At 71.3% G+C, this 17,043-nt stretch carries 18 protein-coding genes and 1 pseudogene; 8 read left to right on the forward strand and 11 right to left on the reverse strand.

What is annotated here, in order from left to right; genetic code table 11:
* Positions 1–138: 138 nt before the first annotated feature.
* Both Q8S40_RS13735 and Q8S40_RS13740 read right to left on the reverse strand, forming a co-directional pair.
* On the reverse strand, positions 139–1,071 hold the full coding sequence (locus Q8S40_RS13735; RefSeq protein WP_305670837.1) for a bifunctional riboflavin kinase/FAD synthetase: 933 nt from the start codon (positions 1,069–1,071) through the stop codon (positions 139–141).
* Positions 1,068–1,661: a TIGR00730 family Rossman fold protein gene (locus tag Q8S40_RS13740; protein ID WP_305670838.1), complete on the reverse strand. Its 594-nt coding sequence runs from the start codon at positions 1,659–1,661 to the stop codon at positions 1,068–1,070. The genes Q8S40_RS13735 and Q8S40_RS13740 overlap by 4 nt, the downstream gene beginning before the upstream one ends.
* A gap of 113 nt (positions 1,662–1,774) precedes the next feature.
* Here Q8S40_RS13740 and Q8S40_RS13745 point away from each other — a divergent pair, with 113 nt between their 5' ends.
* From Q8S40_RS13745 to Q8S40_RS13760, 4 genes are read left to right on the forward strand one after another with little or no spacing between them, the layout of a single operon-like run.
* Entirely contained in the window at positions 1,775–2,914 is a 1,140-nt protein-coding gene (locus Q8S40_RS13745; RefSeq protein ID WP_304811286.1) for a M20 family metallopeptidase, read from the forward strand.
* Positions 2,887–3,234, forward strand: a complete 348-nt coding sequence (locus tag Q8S40_RS13750) for a YnfA family protein (RefSeq protein WP_371136835.1) — start codon at positions 2,887–2,889, stop codon at positions 3,232–3,234. The genes Q8S40_RS13745 and Q8S40_RS13750 overlap by 28 nt, the downstream gene beginning before the upstream one ends.
* A gap of 9 nt (positions 3,235–3,243) precedes the next feature.
* A complete protein-coding gene (locus tag Q8S40_RS13755; protein ID WP_305670839.1) occupies positions 3,244–3,918 on the forward strand; it encodes an SDR family NAD(P)-dependent oxidoreductase in 675 nt (224 codons plus the stop codon).
* Positions 3,919–3,930: 12 nt separating this feature from the next.
* Positions 3,931–5,274, forward strand: a complete 1,344-nt coding sequence (locus Q8S40_RS13760) for a tetratricopeptide repeat protein (RefSeq protein WP_305670840.1) — start codon at positions 3,931–3,933, stop codon at positions 5,272–5,274.
* On the opposite strand, the gene Q8S40_RS13765 is transcribed toward Q8S40_RS13760, so the two are convergent.
* Positions 5,268–6,368: a M20/M25/M40 family metallo-hydrolase gene (locus Q8S40_RS13765; protein ID WP_304811281.1), complete on the reverse strand. Its 1,101-nt coding sequence runs from the start codon at positions 6,366–6,368 to the stop codon at positions 5,268–5,270. The two genes, Q8S40_RS13760 and Q8S40_RS13765, sit on opposite strands and share 7 nt — an antisense overlap.
* 50 nt (positions 6,369–6,418) lie before the next feature.
* On the opposite strand from Q8S40_RS13765, the gene Q8S40_RS13770 reads away from it, so the two are divergent.
* From Q8S40_RS13770 to Q8S40_RS13785, 4 genes are all read left to right on the forward strand, one after another.
* Positions 6,419–7,543, forward strand: coding sequence for a pyridoxal-phosphate dependent enzyme (locus tag Q8S40_RS13770; protein WP_305670841.1), 1,125 nt, complete (start codon positions 6,419–6,421; stop codon positions 7,541–7,543).
* Positions 7,543–8,655 carry an alanine racemase gene (locus Q8S40_RS13775; protein ID WP_305670842.1) on the forward strand — a complete coding sequence of 371 codons (1,113 nt, stop codon included), beginning with the start codon at positions 7,543–7,545 and terminating at the stop codon, positions 8,653–8,655. Before Q8S40_RS13770 ends, Q8S40_RS13775 begins: the two co-directional genes overlap by 1 nt.
* A gap of 89 nt (positions 8,656–8,744) precedes the next feature.
* A complete protein-coding gene (locus Q8S40_RS13780) occupies positions 8,745–9,179 on the forward strand; it encodes a hypothetical protein (RefSeq protein ID WP_305670843.1) in 435 nt (144 codons plus the stop codon).
* 170 nt (positions 9,180–9,349) lie between these two features.
* Positions 9,350–9,781 (forward strand): hypothetical protein, encoded by a 432-nt coding sequence (locus tag Q8S40_RS13785; RefSeq protein WP_305670844.1) that lies wholly within the window; start codon positions 9,350–9,352, stop codon positions 9,779–9,781.
* Here the strand turns inward: Q8S40_RS13785 and Q8S40_RS13790 are convergent.
* The 8 genes and pseudogenes from Q8S40_RS13790 to Q8S40_RS13825 form a co-directional block, all read right to left on the reverse strand.
* Positions 9,763–10,410 (reverse strand): trimeric intracellular cation channel family protein, encoded by a 648-nt coding sequence (locus tag Q8S40_RS13790; RefSeq protein WP_304811271.1) that lies wholly within the window; start codon positions 10,408–10,410, stop codon positions 9,763–9,765. The two genes, Q8S40_RS13785 and Q8S40_RS13790, sit on opposite strands and share 19 nt — an antisense overlap.
* Positions 10,411–11,643: an MFS transporter gene (locus Q8S40_RS13795; protein ID WP_304811269.1), complete on the reverse strand. Its 1,233-nt coding sequence runs from the start codon at positions 11,641–11,643 to the stop codon at positions 10,411–10,413.
* Positions 11,644–11,708: 65 nt separating this feature from the next.
* On the reverse strand, positions 11,709–12,707 hold the full coding sequence (locus Q8S40_RS13800) for a calcium/sodium antiporter (RefSeq protein WP_305670845.1): 999 nt from the start codon (positions 12,705–12,707) through the stop codon (positions 11,709–11,711).
* A complete protein-coding gene (locus Q8S40_RS13805; protein ID WP_304811265.1) occupies positions 12,704–13,063 on the reverse strand; it encodes a hypothetical protein in 360 nt (119 codons plus the stop codon). Before Q8S40_RS13805 ends, Q8S40_RS13800 begins: the two co-directional genes overlap by 4 nt.
* A 128-nt stretch (positions 13,064–13,191) precedes the next feature.
* A complete protein-coding gene (wecC, locus tag Q8S40_RS13810; RefSeq protein WP_305670846.1) occupies positions 13,192–14,448 on the reverse strand; it encodes a UDP-N-acetyl-D-mannosamine dehydrogenase in 1,257 nt (418 codons plus the stop codon).
* A complete protein-coding gene (gene wecB, locus Q8S40_RS13815; RefSeq protein ID WP_305670847.1) occupies positions 14,449–15,639 on the reverse strand; it encodes a non-hydrolyzing UDP-N-acetylglucosamine 2-epimerase in 1,191 nt (396 codons plus the stop codon).
* On the reverse strand, positions 15,636–16,523 hold the full coding sequence (locus Q8S40_RS13820; protein ID WP_305670848.1) for a LysR substrate-binding domain-containing protein: 888 nt from the start codon (positions 16,521–16,523) through the stop codon (positions 15,636–15,638). Before Q8S40_RS13820 ends, wecB begins: the two co-directional genes overlap by 4 nt.
* A 229-nt stretch (positions 16,524–16,752) precedes the next feature.
* A pseudogene (locus Q8S40_RS13825) lies at positions 16,753–17,043 on the reverse strand (DUF2076 domain-containing protein); the annotation flags it as partial.

Genomic DNA, 17,043 nt, shown 5'->3' on the forward strand with positions numbered 1-17,043 from the left:
CCTCAGGCTCGCTTGACTATGCTGTATCGCTCGACGGACCGCCTCTGTCGTGGTGGCGCTCCCATGGAGAACTTGGCCCATAGCGCATCCCTCCATCCAGGCGACAAGAATGCACCATCAAAGCCTGGGACCAAACATCTAACCCGCCGCCAGCACCCGCCGCGCCTCCGCCGCATCCGCCGCGATCGCGGCCTTCAGCGCCTCCAGCCCGGCAAAGGTCGCGTCCGGCCGCAGGAAGCGGACCAGCCGCACGCCGATTTCCTGGTCGTACAGGTCGCCGGCGAAGTCGAAGATGTGGGTTTCAAGCCGCGTCACCGGGTCGCCGCCCAGGGTCGGGCGGCGGCCGACATTGGCCACGCCCTCCGCCACCCTTCCATCCGGTAGCGCCACGCGCACGGCATAGACCCCGCGCGCCGGTTCCAGATGCCGGCCCAGCAGGATGTTGGCGGTCGGCCAGCCGAGTTCCCGGCCCAGCTTGTCGCCATGGAACACCACGCCGCGCACTTCCCAATCCCGGCCCAACTCGGCGGCCGCGCGGTCCGGGTAGCCATCCTGCAACGCCCGGCGGATGCGGGTGGAGGAAACCGGCCCACCCTCATCCACCACCGGCGGCACCACGGTCAGGCCGATGCCGCGCGCCTCGGCCTGCTGCGCCAGGAACCCGACATCGCCGCCGCGGCGATGGCCGAAGGCGAAATTGGTGCCGCAGGCCAGATGCCGCACGCCAAGCGCCTGGTGCAGCACCCGCTCCACGAAGGCCTCCGCCGGCATGGCGGCCAGGGCGGCGTCGAAGGACAGGGCGTAGACGGTGCGGACACCCAGGGCCCCGAGCGCCCGCGCCTTTTCCGGCAGCAGGGTCAGGCGGAAGGGTGGGTCGTCGGGGCGGAAATGCTCGCGCGGATGTGGCTCGAAGGTCAGGGCGGCGAGCGGCAGGTCCGGCCTTGCGGTATGCGCCGCACGCAGCACCGCTTCATGGCCAAGATGCACGCCATCGAAATTGCCCAGCGCGACGGTGGCGCCGCGCGCGCCTGACGGCACTGCATGCCAGTCCCTGATGATGTCGGGCGTCACGCCTGGTCGGGCCGCAGCCAGGGCTGGGTGCCGGGCGGCGGGGCGAAGGCGGCCAGCTTGTCCAGCGCCTCCCCCACCGTGCTGGCCCGCATCGCCAGCGGCCGCTGCTGATCGCGCACGAAGCCCTCGCGCTGCATGAAATCCAGCACATCCAGGAAGGGGGTCCAGAAGCCGGCGACGTCCAGGAACACCACGCCCTTCGCCTGGATGCCGAGCTGCGCCCAGGTCAGCGCCTCCACCGCTTCCTCCAGCGTGCCGAAGCCGCCGGGCAGCACGATGAAGCCGCCCGAAAGCTCCGCCATCTTCGCCTTGCGCTCATGCATCGTGTCGACGATGTGCATCTCGACGCCGCCGCCATGGCCGACCTCACGCTTCAGCAGGCCGTGCGGGATCACGCCGATCACCTCGGCCCCGGCATTCAGCGCGGCATCCGCGGCGATGCCCATCAGCCCGACGGCGCCGCCGCCATAGACCAGGCCGATGCCGCGCCGCGCGACCTCTCGCCCGAGCTCCCGCGCAGCTTCCGCATAGTCTTCCCGGGCGCCGACCATGGAGCCGCAGAACACGCATACCCGCTTCGGTCTGGTCACGAAAATGGCCCTCATGCTGCGCCGCCGCATGGTGGCGTTAGCCGGGCCGGGTTGGATCGACAAGGCCGGGGCGGTTTGCGAGAACGCTCGCCTTGCAGCAGATGGACGCCCCCATGCCCGCCACAACCCTCGGCACCTCCGAACGCCTGCTGGAGGAACTGCGCCTCTGGGTGGAGCAGGAAACGCCGACCACCGACCCGCTGGCGGTGAATGCGCTGATCGACCGCTGCGAGGCGGAGCTTGCCGCGGTTGGCGGCGAGATCACCCGGATTCCGGGCCGCGACGGCTTCGGCGATACGCTGGTCTGCCGCACGCCGGCGGCCGCGGGCAGCAACCTGGCGCCGGTCATGGTCTCCGGCCACCTCGATACGGTGTGGGACCACGGCACGCTGGCCGGGCCGATGCCGTTCCGGGTGGAGGGCGACAAGGCCTATGGCCCGGGCATCTACGACATGAAGGCCGGGTCCTTCATGGCCTTCCATTCCGTGCGCGAGATCCTGCGCCAGAAGATCCCGACGAAGCGCCCGATCGTCCTGCTGCTGACCCCGGATGAGGAGGTCGGCAGCCCGACCAGCCGCGACATCATCGAGGCCACCGCCCGCGGCGCACGCGCCGTGCTGATCCCGGAGCCGGCCGGTGCCGGTGGCGCCTGCGTCACCGCGCGCAAGGGTGTCGGCCGCTTCGTCATCAAGGTGCGCGGCGTCTCCGCCCATGCCGGCGGCAACTGGGCGGAAGGCCGCAGCGCCGTCGTCGCCCTGTCCCGCCTGGTGCTGCGGATTCATGAGCTGACCGATCTGGACGCCGGCATCACCACCAATGTCGCCCCGGTCTTCGGCGGCACCCGCCCCAACGTCATCCCGCCCGAGGCCGGCGCGGAGGTCGACCTCCGCGTGCCGTCCATCGCGGAAGGGGAGCGGCTGGAGAAGCTGATTTTGGCACTGGCCGGCGAGCAGGATGGCATCCGCATCGAGATCACCGGCGGCATGAACCGGCCGCCCTTCGCGGAAAATGGCGAGATCGTCGCGCTATATGAACAGGCCAGGGCGCTGGCCGCGGCGGCGGGCTACACCCTGCCGAAGCAGCATCGCGGCGGCGGGTCGGACGGCAACTTCACCGCGGCACTCGGCATCCCGACGCTGGATGGCCTCGGCTGCACCGGTGCGGGCGCCCATGCGCCGCATGAGCACATCGTCTGGACCGACCTCGCCGCCCGCTGCGCGACGCTGTGCGGGCTGCTGGAGGAAATCGACTGAGGGCCTTCCCCCTCTATGCCCTGGCGGCGCTGGCCGAGATCGCCGGCTGCTTCGCCGCCTGGGCGGTGTGGCGGGATGGGCGCAGCGCCTGGTGGCTGCTGCCGGGCCTGTTGTGCCTGGCCTTCTTCGCCTGGGCGCTGACGCGGATCGAGGCGGATTTCGCCGGGCGGGCCTTCGCCGCCTATGGCGGGGTCTATATCGCAGCCTCGCTCGGCTGGATGTGGGCGGTGGAGGGGGCGCGGCCGGATCGCTTCGATCTGCTGGGTATGCTCCTATGTCTGGCGGGCGCCGGGGTCATCCTGCTGGCGCCGCGAGGGTAGGAGAACACCATGCCAAGGGCACTCATCGTCGGCGCCGGGCCGGGCTTTTCCGCCAGCCTCGCCAGGCTGCTGGCCCGCGAAGGCTACAGCGTGGCGCTGGCGGCGCGGGATACCGGCAAGCTGGCCGCGCTTGCCGCCGAGACCGGTGCGAGCCTGCATCGCTGCGACGCCAGCGACCCCGCCGAGGTCGCCGCCCTGTTCACCCGGCCGGAGGCGGCGGAGGCGGAGGTGGTGTCCTACAACGCCTCGTTCCGCGTGCGCGGCCCCACGGTGGAACTGGCGCCGGAGGATGTGCGCCGCACCCTGGAGGTGTGTGCCTTTGGCGCCTTCCTGGTGGCACAGCAGGCCGCCGGCCACATGCTGGCGCGCGGTGCGGGCACCATCCTGCTGACCGGCGCCTCCGCCGGGGTGAAGGGCTATGCCCGTTCCGCCCCCTTCGCCATGGGCAAATTCGCTTTGCGCGGCCTGGGCCAGGCCTTGGCGCGGGAGCTGCATCCGCAGGGGGTGCATGTGGTGCATATCGTGGTGGATGGCGGCATCCGCAGCGAACGCCGGCCCGATCCGGGCCAGGACACGCTGCTGGACCCGGATGCCATCGCCGCCGCCGCGCTCGCCGCCATCCGCCAGCCCCGCAGCGCCTGGTCCGCCGAGATCGAGCTGCGGCCCTGGGTCGAGACTTTCTGAGGGAAAACGCCAATGCACAATGATGCCCAGGGCAATGCGCTCACCGTCACCTCCGCCGAGGCGGCGCGTGCCTACGACCATGCGATCGAGGGTTTTCTGAAGTACCGCTTCGACACCGGCCTGCGGCTGAAGGCTTTTCTCACAGCCGATCCCACGGCGCCGCTGGGGCAGGTGATGGCGGGCTGTTTCGCGATGCTGGCCTACGACAAGGGCCTGCTCGGCCGCGCCGCGGGCTCTCTCGCCAAGGCGCAGGCGCTGCCAGCCAATGCGCGGGAACGCGCGCATATGGCCGCCCTTTCCGCCTGGATCGACGGCACGCCCGAGAAGGCGCTGTCCGTCTGGGAGCAGATTGTGGCGGAGCATCCGCGCGACCTGCTCGCCTTCCGCCTGCACCATTTCTGCGCCTTCTGGATGGGCGCGCCGGAACGCATGGTGACGCTGGTGGAACAGGTGATGCCGCATTGGTCGGACAGCACCGCCGGCTATGGCAGCGTGCTCGCCTGCCGCTGCTTCGCGCATGAGGAAACCGGCAGCTACACCATCGCCGAACATGCGGGCCGCGACGCCGTGGCGCTGGATGCCGCCGATCTCTGGGCCGCGCATGGCGTGGCGCATGTGCTGGAGATGCAGGGCCGCCGGACGGAGGGCCTCGACTGGATCGCGGCGCTGGAGCCGAACTGGGACGGCGGCAACAACCTGATGCACCATCTCTGGTGGCACCAGGCCATGTTCATGGCCGAACAGCGCGATTTCGACGGCGTGCTGCGGCTGTACGACACGCGCTTCCGCAACCGCGAGTCGAAGGTGCATCTGGCGCAGCCGGACCTCTACATCGATGTTCAGAACGCGGCCTCCATGCTGTTCCGCCTGCAGCTGCGCGGCATCGCGGTCGGCGACCGGTGGGAGGAACTGGCAGAGAAGGCGGAGGCCCGCATCGGCGATACGCTGTCCGCCTTCACCCAGCCGCACTGGATGATGGCGCTGGCCGCCGGTGGCCGGCGCGAATCCGCCGCGCGGATGCTGGCGGCGCTGGAGGAGGCGGCGCGCGGCAACACCCACCACGCCCGCATCCTGCGCGACGCCGCGCTGCCCGCGACACGCGCCGTGGCGCTGCACGCGGAGGGCCGGCACGACGAGGTGTGTGCCATCCTGCGCCCGGCGCTGGGCGATCTGCACCGCCTCGGCGGCAGCCACGCGCAGCAGGATGTGCTGGAACAGATCTTTGTCGATTCCGCCATGAAGGCGGGACGACAGGCGGATGCGCGGCTGGCGCTGGAACGCGCCGCCGCGAAATCCCCGGTGCCGCCGGCGCGGCGCGTCGGTTTCGCCGAAGCGGCGCTCGCCGTGGCCTACTGACCGGCCAGGGCGCGGCCGAAGACCGGCACGGCGTCCAAAAGGTCCTGCGCGCGGACGCATTCGCGCGGCGTATGCGCCATGGCGATGTCACCCGGGCCGAGCACCACGCAGGGCGCCAGCACCTGCAACTCGCTGGCATCGGTGCCGTAGGGCGCGGTGCGCGGCGCGTGGTTGGTCAGCCGCGTGGCGCGGGCGACGAAGGGGTGGTCCGCCGGCAGTTCGGGCGGGAAGCCCTCCATCTGTTCGGTCAGATCAATCCCGGCATCCCGCGCCGCCTGGCGCACGGCGTGCAGGATCGGCTTCGGGTCCACCTTGGCGCTGTAGCGGAATTTTATTTGTGCGGTGGCCTTGGCGACGGTGACGTTCATCGCCGTGCCGTGGTTGTCGAGGATCAGGTTGAAGTCGGAGAAGGGCGGGTCGTAGTCGGCATCCTGCAGCGCGGGGTTCGTGCGCAGCTCGTCATGCACGGCGCGCATCGCCACCAGGAAGGGCAGCAGCTTCCAATTCGCATTCGTGCCCTTGCCGGTGGAGGAATGCGCCTGCACCCCATGCGCCGTGGCGGTGAAGGCGATGTGGCTGCGATGACCGCGCACCGGCACCAGGCCGGTCGGCTCCACCACGAATATGCCTTGCAGGTTCAGCGATTTCGCCAGCGCACTGTCACGCGCGATGCGCCGCGCGCCGGCCTTCGTGGTTTCCTCATCGGTGGTGATCAGCAGCGTCGCCGGCACATCCGCCGGCGCCTGCCGCGCCGCGATGATGGCCGCCGCCACCTGGCCCTTCATGTCCACGCTGCCGAGGCCGTGCAGCATCCCGGCCTCATCCAGCCGAGGCGCCCAGGGGTCGCTTTCCCACCCCGTCGCCGGCACCGTGTCCATGTGGCCGGACAGCGCATAGCCACCCTTCGGCCCCTTATGCGCCACCAGCGCCCGCTTCGGCACGCCGTTCGCGTCCGTGTAGTCCAGCCGCTCCACCTCGAAACCGGAAAGCTCCTGCTCGATGCGCTCGGCGACCGCCAGGTTGGAGAGGCTGGATCGGCTGTCGATCGCGATGAGGTCGGCTGCCAGGCGCAGCACCGGGTCATTCAGGGTCATGCGTGGCAGGGTCGCTTGCCGGCGCCGGGCGGGCAAGGGAGGATGCGCGCATGACCCCGCAAAGCTACCTCGACCCCCGCAGCGGCAAGACCTGGCCGCTCGATACCCCCCGCTGGTGCGGCGACCACCAGGCACCGCTGCTGCTGACCATGCGGCAGGGCCTGTCCCGCGCCGAGATCGCAACCGGCACCCGCAGCATCTGGCGCTATGCCGCCGCGCTGCCCTGGATGCCCCAGGCGCCGATCAGCATGGGGGAGGGCTGCACCCCGCTGCTGGAACGCCGGCTGCCCGGCGGCACGGCGCTGCTGAAATGCGAGTGGTTCATGCCCACCGGCAGCTTCAAGGACCGCGGCGCCAGCGTCATGCTGTCCCTGCTGCGCGATCAGGGCGTGATGAGCGTGCTGGAGGACAGCTCCGGCAATGGTGGCGCCGCCGTTTCCGCCTATGCGGCCGCCGGCGGCATGGCCGCGACCATCTTCGTCCCGTCCAGCACCAGCCCGGCCAAGACCGTGCAGTCCCGCGCGGCGGGTGCGGCCATCGAACTGATCCCGGGTAGCCGCCAGGATTGCGCCGACGCGGCGCTCGCAAAGTCGGCGGAGCTGTTTTACGCCAGCCACAACTGGCAGCCCTTTTTCCTGGAGGGCACCAAGACCCTCGCCTACGAGCTCTGGGAGGATCTGTCCTTCAAGGTCCCGGACAACGTCATCGTGCCCTGCGGCGCCGGCTCCAACGTGCTCGGCTGCTGGCTCGGCTTTTCCGAATTGCTGCGGGCCGGCCAGATCGACCGGCTGCCGCGCATCTGGGCCGCGCAGCCCGCGAATTGCGGCCCCATCGCGCGCGCCGCGCTTGGCCTGCCGGCGATTGAGGCAAAACCGACCATCGCGGAGGGCACCGCCATCGCCCAGCCGATCCGCCTGCCGGAATGCCTCGCGGCCCTGCGCGAATCCCATGGCGGCGCCGTGCTGCTGGAGGAGGCGGAGATCGCCGAGGCCGCGCTCGCCTTGGCCCGCACCGGCCTTTATGTCGAGCCTACCTGCGCCCAGGCCGCCGCCGCCTTCACGAAGCTCCGCGCCGAGGGCCGGATCGCGGAGCGCGAGACCACGGTGGTGGTGCTGACGGGCACCGGCCTGAAATCCACGCCGCGCTATGCCGAATTGCTGGGGGTCGCCATCTGATGTCGCCGGACCAGCTGCCCACCCCCTGCCTGCTGCTCGACCTGCCGGTGCTGAAGCGCAACATCGCCCGCATGGCGGATGCCATCGCCCGCCATCCCGGCGTGGTGCTGCGCCCGCATATGAAGACCGCGAAATCCGCCGCGGTGGCGGAGCTTGTGGCACCCGGCGGCGGCCCCATCACCGTCTCCACTTTGGCGGAGGCGCGCTACTTCGCGACGCACGGTTTCCGCGACCAGATCTATGCCGTCGGCATCACCCCCGCGAAGCTGGATGCCGTGGCCGCGCTGAACGCGGAGGGCGCATCGGTCAGGATCATCACCGATGACCTGGAAACCGCCCAGGCCATCGCCGCCCATCCCGGCCGCCTGCCGACGCTGATCGAGGTGGATATCGGCGAGGGCCGTGCCGGCGTGGCGCCGGACAGCGAGGCGCTGCTGGAGATTGGCGCGGCGCTCGGCCCGAAGCTCGCGGGCGTGCTGTCCCATTCCGGCCATTCCTATGCCGGCCGCAGCGAGGCCGCGATGGCGGAGCTGGCGGAGATCGAGCGTGCCGGCATCGTATTGGCGGCGGAGCGGCTGCGTGGCGCGGGGCTGACGGTGGCCATCGTCTCCGCCGGCGCATCTCCCACCGCCATGTATGCGGCGCATCTGGAAGGCGTCACGGAAATGCGCGCCGGCGTCTACATGATGGGCGACCTGTTGCAGGCACAGCTCGGCGTGCATCCGCTGGAGGATATTGCCGTCACCGTGCTGACCAGCGTCACCGGGCGCTACCCGGCGCGCAACGCGGTGCTGGTGGATGCCGGAGCGCTCGCCTTGTCCAAGGACCGCAGCACCGAAGCCGCCCCGCGGGACTGGAAATTCGGCCGCGTGCTGGATGTGGCCGGCCAGCCGAGCCTGGGCGACGCGCTGGTGGTGCGGGTGCATCAGGAACATGGCGAGGTCCGCGCGGCGGAAGGCGGAACGCTGGATCTCGACCGGCTGAAGGTCGGCACCAGGCTGCGCGTGGCGCCCAACCATGTCTGCCTGACCGCCGCTGCACATCCGCACTACCATGTGCTGGACGAGGCCGGCCGGGTCGTGGCGGTGTGGGACCGGGTGAATTTCTGGTAGCCGTGACGAAGTGTTGCGATCCTTGTTCCGGACCGTGACATCATTGATAGCAGGGCGACGAACTTACGGTCGTCCGGATGGCCCCCCTCATGGTTCCCCTCATGGACCCGCTGTCCCGCCGGGCCGCGCTGTGGCTGCCCATTCTCGCCTGCCCGGCCCTGCTTGCGGCACCCTCCCGCGCCAGCCAGCCGGTGCCGCCCTTTCCCGAATGGGTCGGGCGCACCGCGCGGCTGCGCAGCCCGGCCGGTGATGCGCGCCTGCTGCTGGAGGCTGACGGCACCGGACTGCTCGCGGTGCGCGCCCTGTTCCGCTGCCGGCCGCTGCCGGTGCTGTCCTGGCGCATGGCGCCCAGCGGCCGGGAACTGACCTACCGCCGGCAAGCCGCCATTTCCGCCAGCCGCGTGGTCGAAGGCGCCGCCCGTATCGAACCGGGCAGCAACAGCCTCATCTGGATCGAGGCGCAGGAACAGCGCGCGCAGTTCGATGGCTTCGAGGCTGCGGAGGCCGTGGGAAGCTGTCCGTAAAGTCAGCGCTCCCGCATCGCCACCCGGAACGACCCAGGCAACAAAATGGCGAGCCGCAAAGTCAGCCCCGCCGAGAGATCCGGCGGCATGACCCGCCAAGCCGGAAAACGTGAAAGGCCGGCGGCAATTCGCGATATCCTTGCAAGATGTCTTAGTTGTAATGTTGTGGCATGTCGCCTCTTGCCGCTGTTCTTGCCAATGCGGCCGCCTCCGCCCTTCTTGTCACCCTGGTTGGTGCGGTGTTCCTGGTGGTTGCCCTGCTCGGTCCCTTCGGCCTGGTGCTGCTTGGCCTGTTGACCCTGGTGGTGTGTGTGCGGGTGCAGCTTGGCGAACTGGCACCGGCCTGGGCGACGCTGGCGACGCCCCCACGCCTCGATCGGCGCGATCCGCCGGAACGCCAGGCCTCGGTGCTGGCAGAGCGGGCGGAGCGCGAGGGCCAGCTTTGCTTCTACCGGCGCACCGGCCTCGGGCTGCTGGCGGCGGGCATCCTCGGCACCGCCGCGACCCGGCGGCGCCCCACCGGTCAGCGCCCCACCGGCCAGCCTTCCGCCGGCCAGCCTCCCATCGATCAGCCTCCGATCGGTCAGCGCCGGTCCGGATAGTCCCGCGCCGGGCGTGGCTTGAAGGCGGGCAGCGACCAGCCGCGCCAGATCGCGGCGCCGCGAATGCCGAAGCCCAGCCCGATGGCCGCGATCAGCGCCACATCGCGGGGCAGCAGCGCCAGGCGCAGCGCCACATAGGCCAGCGCGGCCGCGGCGGCTGCGGTGATGTAGATTTCCTTGCGCAGGATCAGCGGCAGCTCGTCGCAGACCACATCCCGCATGATGCCGCCCGCGGTGGCCGTCACGGTGCCGAGCAGCACCGCAGCCCAGGGCTGCGCGCCGGCGATCAGCGCAATCTCCGCCCCCAGCACGGCGAACAGCGCCATGCCCAGCGCATCGGCCCAGAGCAGCGCCTTGAAGCGGCTTTCCACGCGATGGGCGAAGAAGAACACCAGCAGCGCGGCGGCGGCGGCAATGGCGGGGACCTCCGGCTGGTTCAGCCAGAACACCGGCGTGCGGCCCAGCAGCAGGTCCCGCACCGTGCCGCCGCCGAAGCCGGTGATCATGCCGATCAGCACGAAGCCCACCAGATCCAGCTGCTTGCGGCTGGCGACCAGCGCGCCGGAGGCGGCGAAAACGGCAATGCCCAGCAGGTCCAGGACCTGCAGCGCGCTGTCCAGCCCGCCCAATTATTCCGCCGGCACGGCAAAGGGCCGCGCGCGCCGCGCCGCGTTGCTGGCGCGCCCCATGCACAGCAGTGATGCCAGCAGCAGCAGCGCCGCCAGCGGCAGCACCAGCGCGGCAAACCCGTAGTCGATCAGCAGCCCCACCGGCACCGGCGTGATGGCGCCGCCCAGCGGCAGGCCGGCGGAGACGAAGCCGAACACCTTGCCCATCTGGCCGGGTGGGATCGCGTCCTTCAGCATGACGTCGCGCGGGGTGCGGGAGGATCCCATCGCCAGCCCCGCCGCGCCGGCGACCACCGGCTGCATCCAATGCGGCATCGGCAATACGCCCAGCGCCAGCAGCAGCAACGCGGCCAGCAGGGTCAGCACCAGGATGAAGGCGAAATGCTTCTTCGAGCGGTCCGCGAACCAGCCACCCACCAGCGTGCCGCTGGTCGCCCCCACCATGTAGCCGGTCAGCGCGAAGGACGCGATCGCCACGGGGGTGCCCCACATCTCCATCAGCACGGTGATGGAAAACGCCTGGATCACCGACCCGGCCATGGCCGACAGCAGGAAGAAGCCGAAGAACAGCAGGATCGGCCGGGACAGCAGCAATTCCCGCCCGCCCGGCCCGCCGGTGGCCTTTTTCGGCTTCGCCTGGTCGCGCAGGATGCGGCTCTGCCACAGGATGGCGAGCACCACGGGAATGCCGATCAGGCCGAGCAGCAGCAGCGCCGGCCGCCAGCCCATCACCAGCAGCAGCCCGGCCACCACCGGCGGGCCGGCGGCAAAGCCGAGATTGCCGGTGAAGGTGTGCATGGCGAAGGCGCGGCCGATGCGGCTCGGGTGGATCGACCCGCCGAGAATCGCGTAATCCGCCGGGTGGATCACCGAATTGCCGACGCCTGACAGCAGCGCCAGCAGCAGGATGGCCCAGTAGCCCGGGGCGAACGCCATGGCGGCGATGGACAGCGCCATCAGCAGCACGCCGCCCACCAGGAAGGGCCGCGCGCCATGCTTGTCCACCAGGAAGCCCACCGGGGTCTGCAACGCCGCCGTCACCGCCGCCATCAGCGCCACCGCCAGGCCCAGCTCGGCGAAGGTCACGCCGAACTCGTCGCGCCACACCAGGAACAGTGGCGGCAGGCACAGCATGTAGAAATGGCTGAGGAAATGCCCGGTGCCGATCAGCGCCAGGATGCGGGCGTCCTGGCCAGCCGGGGGCGGGGCGTCGGGGGAAGCGGGGGCGACCATGCCGGGCGGGCTCCGAATTTGCCCGAAACTGCGCCCGCCCCGGCCCCGAGGTCAATCTGCCGCGCTCAGCCCGGCCAGATCCAGATCAGGTAGCCGGCATAGAGCGCCAGCAGCAGCCCCCCCTCCCGCCGCCCGATGCGCCAGCCGCTGCGCGCCAGCACCAGCAGCAGCAGGGAAATGCCCACCATCACGAACATGTCAAAGCCGGCGATCTCCGGCGGGATCTCGGTCGGCGCGATCAGCGCCGTGACACCGCCGATGCCGAGGACATTGTAGATGTTGGAGCCGAGCACATTGCCCAGCGCCACATCCGCATGCCGCCGCACCGCCGCGATCAGGGAGGTGACAAGCTCGGGCATCGAGGTGCCGACGGCGACGATGGTCAGGCCGATCACGCTCTCGGACACGCCGAGGCCGCGCGCCAGGGCCGTGGCGCCATCCACCAGCAGCCCGCCACCGCCCACCACCAGCGCCAGCCCGACCACGATGAAGCCGATCGAGGCCGGCACGCCGCTCCAGAAACTGCTGGCCACGATCGGCGCGTGCTGGGCGAGGCCGCCCGGATGCACCTCCTCCAGCGCCTGCGCCTTCTCGAAGGCCGCGGTGTGGTCGCCGGTCGTGGCGCTTTCCTGCCGCCACGCATAGACGAGATAGGCCACCAGCCCGAGCAGGAAGGCGACCCCCACCACCCGGTCGAGCGTCCAGAACAGCCCGACGGCCAGCAGCCCCGCGGCCGCCACCGCCCCCAGCACGCCATCCCGCCACAGCGCGGCGGAGGGCACGACGATCGGGAAGATCAGCGCCGAAAGGCCCAGGATCAGCAGGATATTGGCGATGTTGGAGCCGACGATATTGCCCAGCGCAATGCCCGGCGACCCGGCGAGCGAAGCCTGCACACTGGTCACCAGCTCCGGCGTCGAGGTGCCGAAGCCGACCAGGGTCAGCCCGATCATCAGCGGCGAAATGCCCATCCGCTCCGCGATGCGGACCGCGCCGCGCACGAACAGCTCGCCCCCCAGCACCAGCATGCCGAGGCCGAGCAGGATCAGCAGCGTGGTGTTCATGCGGGCTTCCGGCGCCACACCTGCCACAGCGCCGTGAAGCCGCCGATGGCGACCAGCGCCGTGGCGACGCGGGACGCGGTGGCCGGCCCGGCCTCCCCGGACAGCAGCGCCGGTATCTGCGAAAGCGCGGAGCCGCCGCCGAACATGGCGAGCGCGCAGATGAGGAAGCCGGTCACCAGCGCCGGGCCGCGCCGCTGCCAGGCAGCCAGGATGGCCAGCGCCCCGAGCCCCGCGGGAATCAGCGCCGTCCAATGCACCGGTGGCGCCGGCAATGCGTAGCCGGCCAGCCCGATGACCAGCAGCAGCACGCCAAGAATCCGCAGCGCACGGCCGGGATGGTATGAGGAGGCAGTCATGTCGAACCCCTGTTCTGTCATGCGGCAAGGCCGCGCGGTTGGTTCGACATCACGCGTGGCGCCCGCGGGCGGCACGGCGCCAGAGGGGCCCGAACCAGCGCGGGAATTGGGCCGGCGCTTCCGGCCTTTCAAGCCTGCCGCAGCAGCCCCACCGTATCCACCACCACCCGGTCTGCGAAGACCTGCGGCGGCAAGGCGCGGAAGGCGGCGTGCGGGACCAGCACGGCCAGGATATCGGCCTGCACCAGCGCCGCCTCGATGCCGACCAGTGCCACGCCGGGCCGCCCGGCCAGGGATGGCGGCAGGGTGGGCAGCATCGGGTCGCAGCACAGCAGGCGCAGCGTGCCGTCGCGGGCCAGATCCTCGGCGACCGCCAGGGCCGGGCTGGCGCGCAGATCCTCCACATCCGCCTTGTAGGTCAGGCCGAGGCAGGCGATGGCGGGCCGGTCCATCCCCCCGGCCAGCGCCCGGATGCGCGCCGCCACCTGGCCGGGCTTCGCCTCATTCACCCCGCGCGCGGTGCGGATCAGGGCGGAGCGTTCGGGCGCGGCTTGCGCCAGAAACCAGGGGTCCACCGCGATACAATGCCCGCCGACGCCAGCCCCGGGTTGCAGGATGGCGACGCGGGGATGGCGGTTGGCGAGCGTGATGGCGGCCCAGGGGTCCACCTCCACCGCCTCGCAGATCGAGGCAAGTTCGTTGGCGAAGGCGATGTTCACATCCCGGAAGGCGTTCTCGGCGAGCTTCGCCAGTTCCGCCGTGCGGCTATCCGTGACCCAGCACCGGCCGGTGACGAAGCCGGCATAGACCGCGCGGGCCAGCTCGGCGCAGGCTGGCGTAAGCCCGCCGATGATGCGGTCATTCGCCACCAGCTCCCGCAGCATGGACCCCGGCAGAACGCGTTCCGGGCAATGTGCCAGATGCACGCAACCGGGCGGCGCCGGCTGGCCACGGCGGGGCAGCGCCAGGTCCGGCCGGGCGGCGGCCAGCCGTGCCGCCAGCGCCTCCGTCGTGCCGACCGGGCAGGTCGATTCCAGGATCACCAGATTGCCCGGCCGCAGCAGCGGCGCGATGGCATCCGTCGCGGCCTCCACGCAGGACAGGTCGGCACGGGGGCTGCAGCCGGGGCCGAGCGGCGTCGGCACGGCAATCACGAAGACCTCGGCCGGTGCCGGCACCGCCTGCGCCGTCAGCCGCCCGGTGGTCAGCGCCGCGGCCAGCAGCATGTCGAGGTCCGGTTCGTGGAAATGCGCCTGGCCGGATTGCACCGCGGCGACCACGCGCGGGTCGGTGTCGCAGCCCACCACCTGATGGCCGCGTCCGGCCAGCATCGCCGCCGCCGGGAGGCCGACATAGCCGAGCCCCATCACGCAAAGGCGCTGCACCTAGAGCCGGTCCACCAGGTCTGGCTGATCCGCCTGGTCGCGGAGGGGCGCATCCGCCCGCCCCGCGGAGCGCTTGGCCTCCCACCACAGCGCCACCGCTTCGGCAATGCGATCCGCGGCGCGGCCATCGCCATAGGGAAAGACCGGCCGCGCCATCTCCGCCAGCCGGTCCGGGTGGTCCAGCAGGGCGTTGGCCGCGGCGAGGATCACCGCGGTGGCGGTGCCGGTGACCAGCGCGGCACCGGCCGAGACCACCTCCGGCCGCTCCGTCACCTCCCGCAATATCAGCACCGGCAGGCCGATCGCGGGCGCTTCCTCCTGCATGCCGCCGCTGTCGGTCAGCAGCAGGCAGGCGGCGCGCAGCAGGGCAACGCTGTCGCCATAGGGCAGGGGGCCCAGCAGATGCACGCCAGGCACCGCGCCGAGCCGCGCCGTCACCGCATCCCGCACCGCCGGATTGGGGTGCAGCGGCCAGACCAGGTCCACATCGCCGCGTGCGGCCAGCGCGGCCACCGCATCGGCGATCCGCAGCAACGGCACGCCCCAATTCTCCCGCCGATGCGCCGTGACCAGCACCATGCGCCGGCCTGGGCGGAGCTCCACCGGCACCACCCCGGTGCGGCGCGCCCGGAACAGCGCGTCGATCCCGGTATTGCCGGTGACCAGCACCTGGCCGCTGCCATACTCCGCCCGCAGATTGGCCGCAGCCGCCGCGGTGGGGGCGAAGCGCAGCGCGGCCAGCGCATCGATGGCAACCCGGTGGAATTCCTCCGGCCAGGGGTTCTGCAGGTCGCCGGAGCGCAGCCCGGCCTCGACATGGCCCACCGGCACGCCCGCCTGATGCGCCGCCAGCGCGCCGGCGAAGGCGCTGACCGTATCGCCCTGCACCAGCACCAGGTCCGGCCGCGTCGCCGCGATGGCCCCTGCCATGGCGGCCAGCAGATGGCCGGTCAGCAGCGGCAGGCCCTGGCCGGCGGGTTGGGCGCCGAGGTCGATATCCGCCCGCTCGCCGAATTCGGCCAGCACATCGGCCACCAGCCCGCCATGCTGTCCGGTGGCGCAGGCCAGCGGCCGCAGCCGGGGCTGGTGCCGCAGCGCGGCCAGCACCGGCATCATCTTGATCGCCTCCGGCCGCGTGCCGAAGGCCACCAGGATGCGGCAGCCCGGCAGCGGCTGCGGCATCGCGTTCATGCGGCCTGTCCCAGCGCGGCCGCCGCGGCTGCGGCGGGCGCGCCGAGGGATTCGCGGATGAAGCCCACCAGCGGCTCCACCACCTGGCTGCGGCGTTCCGGGTCGCCGAACACCGCCATCTCCACCACGCCAAGCTCCGGCAGGCCCGGCACCTCCCGCAGCCCGGCCGGAAAGCCGCTGCGGCCGAGCACCGTCAGCGCGAAGCCAGCCTGCGCGGCGGCCGCCAAGCCCAGCAGGCTGTCACAGGTGAAGACCGTCTCTGAGGCCATTCCGGCGCGGGACAGGGCGCGCAGCGCGCGTTCGCGGAACATGCAGCCCTCCGGCAGCAGCGCCAGCGGCAATGGGCGGTCCAATGGTGCCTGCCAATCCGGCGCGGCAGCCCAGACAACCGGCTCCGTCCAGATCGCGACCCCCGCCACTTCGCCATCCCGGCGCTTGCCGAGCACCAGGTCCAGCCCGCCGGCTTCCTGCTTAACGCGCAATTCGTGGCTGCGGCCGACCTCCACCTCCAGCCGCACATCCGGGTAGGTGCGGGCGAAGCGGGCGAGGATATGGGCCAGGCTGCGCGGCACGAAATGATCCGCGACGCCCAGGCGCAACCGCCCGGCCACCGGCGGTTCCACCATCCGGCGCACGGCTTCGTCGTTCAGCGCCAGCATGCGCCGGGCATGGGCGAGCAGTGTCTCGCCCTCCGCCGTCAGCTCGACACGGCGGCTGGTGCGGCGGAACACCGGGCGGCGGAGCAGGTCCTCCAGCCGCTTGATCTTCAGGCTGACCGCCGACTGCGTCAGCGACAGGGCACTGCCGGCCGCGGTGAAGCCGCCGAGTTCGGCGACCAACACGAAGCAGCGCAGCAGGTCGAGATCGAGGTCGGGTCTACGCATGATCCGCCGATGATGGTGAATCATACGTTAACAAGCAACTCCTGGTTGATGATCCCTGCCGGCAGCGCCGTATGGGCGTGGCGCCGGCAGGGCTCGCACCAGACCCCGATGGTCGCAACCCGCGGCCGGCAAGGCCGGCCGGGGCGGCGGATGGTGCCCGGCGCCTGATCAGGCCGGGCGAGGTGCCGGCAACCGAGGGCGGATCGGTCACGATCCGCGGGATCTGGCCTCAGATATCCTCGTCGTAGCCGCCGCCATCATCATAGGCGCCGGCATCGTCCTGGTAGCCATGCGCCGCGGCGTCCTGCCCCGGATCGGTCCAGGGGGAGGAGGCGGGCACCGCTTCCTGGCCGAAGGCGCCGGCCGCCCCATCGGCGGACATGGTCGCTGCTTCCGCGGCACCGCCGCCGCCGAGCGCGCCCATCAGCGCGTTACCCAGCATCATGCCGCCCGCGACGCCGACCGCGGTCATCATCGCGGTGCGCATGAAGCCGCCGCTCTGGCCCTGCTGCAGCGCCTG

It is taken from the genome of Falsiroseomonas sp., assembly GCF_030695085.1.
GTDB lineage: Bacteria > Pseudomonadota > Alphaproteobacteria > Acetobacterales > Acetobacteraceae > Falsiroseomonas.